At 72.2% G+C, this 5,825-nt stretch carries 7 protein-coding genes; 2 read left to right on the top strand and 5 right to left on the bottom strand.

All coding sequences use genetic code 11. From position 1 onward, the window contains the following. The 4 genes from G3I40_RS32375 to G3I40_RS32360 form a co-directional block, all read right to left on the bottom strand. Window positions 1-768: putative T7SS-secreted protein (locus G3I40_RS32375; RefSeq protein WP_343245087.1), on the bottom strand; the 768-nt coding region annotated here is incomplete at its 3' end. Window positions 769-770: 2 nt separating this feature from the next. After that, on the bottom strand, window positions 771-1,427 hold the full coding sequence (locus G3I40_RS32370; RefSeq protein ID WP_164306183.1) for a hypothetical protein: 657 nt from the start codon (window positions 1,425-1,427) through the stop codon (window positions 771-773). Continuing rightward, on the bottom strand, window positions 1,427-1,846 hold the full coding sequence (locus tag G3I40_RS32365) for an SseB family protein (RefSeq protein WP_343245086.1): 420 nt from the start codon (window positions 1,844-1,846) through the stop codon (window positions 1,427-1,429). Before G3I40_RS32365 ends, G3I40_RS32370 begins: the two co-directional genes overlap by 1 nt. 89 nt (window positions 1,847-1,935) lie before the next feature. After that, window positions 1,936-2,847 carry a LysR substrate-binding domain-containing protein gene (locus tag G3I40_RS32360; protein WP_164306181.1) on the bottom strand — a complete coding sequence of 304 codons (912 nt, stop codon included), beginning with the start codon at window positions 2,845-2,847 and terminating at the stop codon, window positions 1,936-1,938. A gap of 126 nt (window positions 2,848-2,973) precedes the next feature. Here G3I40_RS32360 and G3I40_RS32355 point away from each other — a divergent pair, with 126 nt between their 5' ends. Further along, the gene (locus G3I40_RS32355) at window positions 2,974-3,363 is read left to right on the top strand and encodes a hypothetical protein (protein WP_164306180.1); all 390 of its coding nucleotides are present in this window, start codon (window positions 2,974-2,976) and stop codon (window positions 3,361-3,363) included. Continuing rightward, on the top strand, window positions 3,360-4,982 hold the full coding sequence (locus G3I40_RS32350; protein ID WP_164306179.1) for a multicopper oxidase family protein: 1,623 nt from the start codon (window positions 3,360-3,362) through the stop codon (window positions 4,980-4,982). Before G3I40_RS32355 ends, G3I40_RS32350 begins: the two co-directional genes overlap by 4 nt. Before the next feature lie 17 nt (window positions 4,983-4,999). On the opposite strand, the gene G3I40_RS32345 is transcribed toward G3I40_RS32350, so the two are convergent. Then, complete coding sequence (locus tag G3I40_RS32345; RefSeq protein ID WP_343245085.1) at window positions 5,000-5,707, bottom strand: HAD family hydrolase; 708 nt, start codon at window positions 5,705-5,707, stop codon at window positions 5,000-5,002. Between the last annotated feature and the right edge of the window lie 118 nt (window positions 5,708-5,825).

The raw sequence follows: 5,825 nt of genomic DNA, 5'->3' as shown, positions 1-5,825 counted from the left end.
GCGGGCGACGGCGGCGCGCGCGGTCTCGGCCGCCGCGTTGCGCTGCCTGCGCGCCTCGGCGAGGATGTCCTGCGCCTCTTTCATCTGCGCTTTGCCGGGATCTGTGAACTCACCTGGTTTGGGCGGCAGTTGAGCGGGGTCACGCTTGTCGGCGGGCTTGTCGTTGTACTGGTCGACGGCCTTGTTGTAGTCGTCGACCTTGCCCTTGTACGCGTCGGCGGCCTTCTCGGACGCCGCCGTCCCGGCCTTCCACTTGTCGATCGCGCTCTGCGCCTGGTTCTGCGCCCAGGTGACCGTGTCGGCGAAGGCTTCCAGGGCTTTCGCGGCGTCCTCGAAGGCGTCGGCGCCCTTGTACCACTTGGGCGGCTCGATCTTCACGGTCTTGCGGAAGGCGTCCGCCGCCTGCCCCTTGAGGGTTTCGGAGTCGAGCCCTTCGAGGCCGAGGCCCACGTTGTTGAACGCCTTGTGGAAATCGGCCAGATGGCCCGCTGTGGAGCGCAGCTTGCCGGGGCTCCCGTAGATCAGCTTGGTCTTGTCCTCGGTCTGCCCGAGGTCCATCTCGTCGACTTCCGCGCCCATCCGGTTGGCGACCGAACGGGACTTGTCGCGCACCCAGTCGGCGCCCGACTCCCAGCCGACGTCGTCGAGCCGGTCCGCCGCCCAGTTGCCGGCGTCCTCGACCCGGTTGCCTGCCCATTCGACACCGTCCTCGACGGCGTGCTCCACCGAGTCCGGCGTGAGGTCCCTGACGAAGTCACCGATGCCCACAGCTAGTTGCCCCCGTCGCCGTCACCCTGCTGCGCCTGCCGTGCGCGCTCCTCGGGCGAGGGCCCGAAGGTGTCGTCCACCGCTTGGTCGAACTGCTTCTGGTCGACGCCGAGGGCGTCGTTGAGCAGGTCGGACTGCATCCCGCCCCTGCCCTCCGTCACCAGCGACCGGCCGGTGTCCTTCCACGTCTGCAACGCCTCGTCACCCGCCTCCTTGAAGGACTTGGCGCTGTAGTCGGGGTCGAGCCAGTCAGGCTTGGCCACGTCGCCCCAGCTCTGCTTGGCGAGGTCCTCCTCCGTGGCGTCCGGGTTGCCGCCCGCGATCGCGTTCAGCCCGTACTTGAACGTGGTCTCGACGTACCGGTCCTCCTCCCAGACGAGACCCGCCGCGAGACCCAGCTTCTGCGCGATCGCGTTGGCGTCCTGGACCAGCGCGCGCACGCCCCACTCCCAGCGCTCGCAGTAGTCCTCGAAGTCGACGGACAGGCCGTGGTGACCGGCCTCCATCCCGGTCATCGCCAGCTGCGAGAAGCCCTTGCCCATGACGGAGCCGGTGGCGTCGCCCACCTCGCCCAGCTCTCCGATGGCCTCGCTCAGCCCGGTCGTGATGCGTCGCACACTGTCCGGATCGACGTGCAGGTCCGCGCCGTCGCCGCCCATCAGCCCTCCTCCGTACGGTCGTCGGGCTCACGGTCCACGGCCGCCGCCTCCGGCACGATCCCGAGAACCGGCGGGAAGAGCATGGCCCCGTCCTCGTCGGCGACGTCGACGGCCACCCCCGCGGGCTCACCCATCGCGGGCACGATCTCGTCGAGCAGCCGGGCGCCCAGCAACTGCGCGTACTCCCGGTCCCGTTGGCCTTCGCCCCGACTGCGCGCGAACCGGGCAAGGGCCTCCTCGCCGGTGAACGCGTAGATCCAGCGCACCCCGCCCAGGTGGCCCGTCCACAGCCGGCCGCCGTCGAGCGGTACGAGGAGCGCGGCACGCCGCAGCTCCCCGACCATCTTCCGGGGGTCGCCCGATCCCCCTCTGTACGCGGCGATGCGCTCGGCGAGCGCCGCCCCCGCATCGTTGCCCACCACGGCCTCCCCGTGCACGCACGTCCGACAGACACCTGTCAGCACTGTAGGACCACACGCGGTGCGGGCACATCCGGTTGCACCACGGGCTATCGGGCTTCGGCCCACGGTTCCTCGTCGCTCCAGCCCCATGCAGCGATGGTGGTGCGCATCAGCCGGGCTGCCGTCGGCAGGTGGCTGTCCGCGCCCCAGAACAGGGTGAGGGTGCGGCGGCAGTCCGGGCCGTCGATCCCGATCCAGGTCAGCGGGGCGGTGGCGGGTGAGCGTCGCGCGGCGAGGGCGGGGACCAGGCCGACGCCGAGCCCCGCGCTGATCAGGGCGGCGATGGCGACGAGTTCGTCGACCTCGCACACGATGCGCGGGGTGAGGCCCCGGGCCGCGAAGAGCCGGTCGAGCAGGCGCCGCTGCCAGTGCCCCGGGCGGGCGGCGACGAAGGGCAGCTCCGCGAGCTCCTCGATGCCGACCCGGTCGCCGGCGGCGCGCCCGGCCAGCGGATGGTCGAGTGCCGTGGCCAACCCGACCTCTTCGTCGAGCAGTTGGACCGATGCGAGGCCTTCGGCCCGGATCGGCTGCGAGGCGACGCACAGGTCCACGTCCTGGGCCCGCAGGCGGTGCGCCATGTCCTCGGCGGCCGACCACTGGAGCTCGATCTCCAGGTCGGGATGAGCCCGCTTGTACGCGGCGAGCGGCCCGGTGAGAGTGAGGAACGTCTCCGACGCCAGCCGCACCGTGCCCACGCCCTCGCCGGCCGCCTCGGCGACGGCGCGCCGCCCCGCGTCGAGTTCACCGAGGGAGCGTTCCACGTAACCGCGGAAGAGCCGGCCCGTGTCGTTCAGCCGGAGCCGCCCGGACCGGTCGAACAGCGGGGTGCCGAGTTCGCTCTCCAGGCGGCCGATGGTGCGGCTCAACGACGGCTGGGCCACGCGCAGTTCGGCGGCCGCCCGGCTGAGGTGCTCCAGCCGCGCCACCACCAGGAACTGCCGGAGCGAGTTCAGATCCACGCCTCATGCCTCCCCCGTCATAACTACATGGCCATATTGGTCTTGGACAAGATAACTCGCCCGCCATAACTTCAAACCGATCCCGAACACACGGGCAGTACACAGGAGTTGAGGCGGGTGAATCTCATGGCCACAGCGGCCGACAGACCCAGCGTGTGGGTCCTGCGGGCCCTCGTCAGCCTGCACCTCGTCGCGATCTTCGGCCAACCGGCCTTCGCCGGGGTCTTCTTGAGCGGCGACTACGACGGCCTGCGCCTGCACGAGATCGGCGCCAACGTCACCACGTCCCTCGGCTACGTCCAGCTGATCGCGGCGCTCGTCGTCTGGATCCGGCTGCGTCGCGCCTGGCCGTTCGCCGCCACGCTGGCGCTGGTCGCGGCCGAGACGGTGCAGTACTTCGCCGGGATGGCAGGCGCGCTGTGGCTGCACCTGCCGCTGGGCGTGCTGACGGTGGCCGCGCTCGCCGTGGTGTTCATCGCCGTATGGCGCGGGCCGTTGCGAGAGGAAGCGACATGACGGGCAGGACGAACATGACCCGACGCCAGGCACTCGGCGTCGGCGGCGCGCTCGGGCTGACGGCGGCCGCCTGGCTGTCGACCGCGGCCGCGCTGGGCCGCCGCCCCGCGGTCACCGGCGACAAGTTGCGCAGTGGGGTCCCGCTGCCGCCCGCGTTCCGGGTACCGCTGCCGATCCCCGGCGTACTGGCACCCGTCAGCACCTCCGGCGGCACGGACCACTACGAGATCACGCAGCGCGAGGCGTCCGTGGAGATCCTGCCGGGCGTACGGACTCCGATGTGGACGTACGGGGGCACCTTCCCGGGCCCGACGATCGAGTCGCGCCGCGGCCGCCCGGCCCGCGTCCGGCACCGTAACGAGCTGCCGGTGCCGACCGTGGTCCACCTGCACGGCGGCCGGACCCCGGCGAGCTCCGACGGCTACCCGACGGACCTGGTCCTGCCCGGGGGATGGGACCCCATGGAGGGCATGGAGCACTCGGGACATGCGGAACACATGGCCGGTATGGGCGGGACAGGCGGCATGCACGACCCCCGGGCCGTGACGACCAGGCTGACGCGCACCTACACGTTCCCCCTGCACCAGCGGCCGACGCTGCTCTGGTACCACGACCACCGGATGGACTTCACCGCCCCCGCGATCTGGCGGGGCCTGGCCGGACTCCATCTCGTCCGCGACGACGCCGAGGACGCGCTCGGCCTGCCGGCGGGACGGCGCGAACTGCCGCTCATGATCGCGGACCGCGCCTTCGCGGCGGACGGCAGCCTCGCCTACCCGTCCCTCGACCCGACCCTGCGTGAACGCCCCGGGGTGCACGAGCCCTACCTCGCCGGGGTCCTGGGCGACGTGATCCTGGTCAACGGCGCCCCCTGGCCCGTGCACGAGGTCGACGCGGCCCGGTACCGGCTGCGCCTCCTGAACGCCTCGAACGCCCGGCACTACGCACTCGAAGCGGTCACCGACGACGGACGCCGGCTCGACCTCGTCCAGATCGGCGCCGACCAGGGCCTGCTCGCCGCACCGGTCACCCACACCCGCCTGCCGATGGCACCGGCCGAACGCTACGACGTGGTCGTCGACTTCAGCGGCGTCCCGGTCGGCGACCGCGTCCGGCTCGTCAACCGCCTCGGCTCCGGACGCACCCGCGACGTGATGGCCTTCCGCGTCGCACGCAAGGCCACCGACCACAGCCGCGTCCCGCACGTCCTGTCCACGGACCTTCCGCACTGGAGCAGATCGCAGGCCACCCGGGTACGCGAGATCGCCTTCCGCGCCGGGCGGATGCACGGCGGGCACGGCTGGCTGATCGACGGGAAGCCGTTCGACCCCGCCCGCACCGACGTGACCGTCCGTCTCGGCGACGTCGAGGTGTGGCGGCTGATCGCCGACGTCCACCACCCCGTCCACCTGCACCTGGTCGGCTTCCGCGTGCTGGCCCGCGGCGGCGGCGCCCCGCTCCCCCACGACGCGGGCCTCAAGGACACGATCTCGCTGCGCCCGGGCGAATCAGCCGAGATCATCACCCGCTTCGACGGCTACCGCGGCCGCTACCTCTTCCACTGCCACAACGCGGAGCACGAGGACATGGGCATGATGGCCAACCTCGAAGTCACGTGAGTCCGGCCGCCGTTGCGTCACGCGGCACCACCTGCCACCACAGGGGCATGTGAGCCGTCGGCCCCGACCAGCATCGCGTGTCCCACCTCCTGGAGCATGGGCAGGTCCGACGGGTGGTCGCCGTAGGCCCAGCAGTCGGCGGGGTCGAGGTGCGGTCGCTCGGCGAGGAACCGGCGGACCAGGGCGCGCTTTCCCTCACCGATGGCCGGGGGGCCGATCAGTTCGCCGGTGAGCACTCCCGCGCAGCGTTCCATCCGGGCGCCCAGCGCATGGGCGGCACCGACCGCGCGGGCGGCGACCGGCAGCAGGAGCGGGAAGGAACCGGACACCAGGACGACGGGAATTCCCTGCCGCTGGTGGCGGCGCAGAGCGGCCAGGGTGGCGGGGAGGTAGAAGCCGGCGGACCGGCTGCGTTCCCGGTACCAGGCGTGGGCCGCGGCCGACACGGCCTCGGCCGGGCAGCCGCGCCATGCACGGTGGTAGCGGCGGTTGGTCTCCTCGCGGGGCCCGCCGCGGGCCGCGTGGTCGGCCAGTTCGGCAAGGAACGCGTCGATGCGGCGGGCGCCGTCGCCGCCGTGCCGCTGGACGAAGTAGTGGCGCAGGAAGTCCAGTCCGCTCTTGCAGTCGATGAGGGTCTCGTCGAGGTCGCAGAAGGCCACGGCGGTTTCCCGTGCGCCTCCCGCCTCGGGGTCGGGCGCCTCGCGGTCGAGTCGTTCAGCGAACACCGGCACCCGCCTCGACGTGCGCGCCGCGCGGGGCGGGGACCACGGCCGAGACCGCGTCGGGCGCCGGGGCGAGGTCGGCCAGGACCGACGACGCGTACAGGGCCGCCGCCGTCTCGCG

This window comes from Streptomyces sp. SID14478 (assembly GCF_010548525.1).
Taxonomy (GTDB): domain Bacteria; phylum Actinomycetota; class Actinomycetes; order Streptomycetales; family Streptomycetaceae; genus Streptomyces.
Note: the sequence above shows the minus strand (reverse complement) of the source record. Positions and strands in the feature narration are given on the sequence as shown.

What these genes read in the sequence shown, in the direction of transcription:
- G3I40_RS32370 (WP_164306183.1), bottom strand. Translation starts at nt 1,427, where the DNA reads ATGGGCGGCGACGGCGCGGACCTGCACGTCGATCCGGACAGTGTGCGA.
- G3I40_RS32350 (WP_164306179.1), top strand. Translation starts at nt 3,360, where the DNA reads ATGACGGGCAGGACGAACATGACCCGACGCCAGGCACTCGGCGTCGGC.
- G3I40_RS32355 (WP_164306180.1), top strand. Translation starts at nt 2,974, where the DNA reads ATGGCCACAGCGGCCGACAGACCCAGCGTGTGGGTCCTGCGGGCCCTC.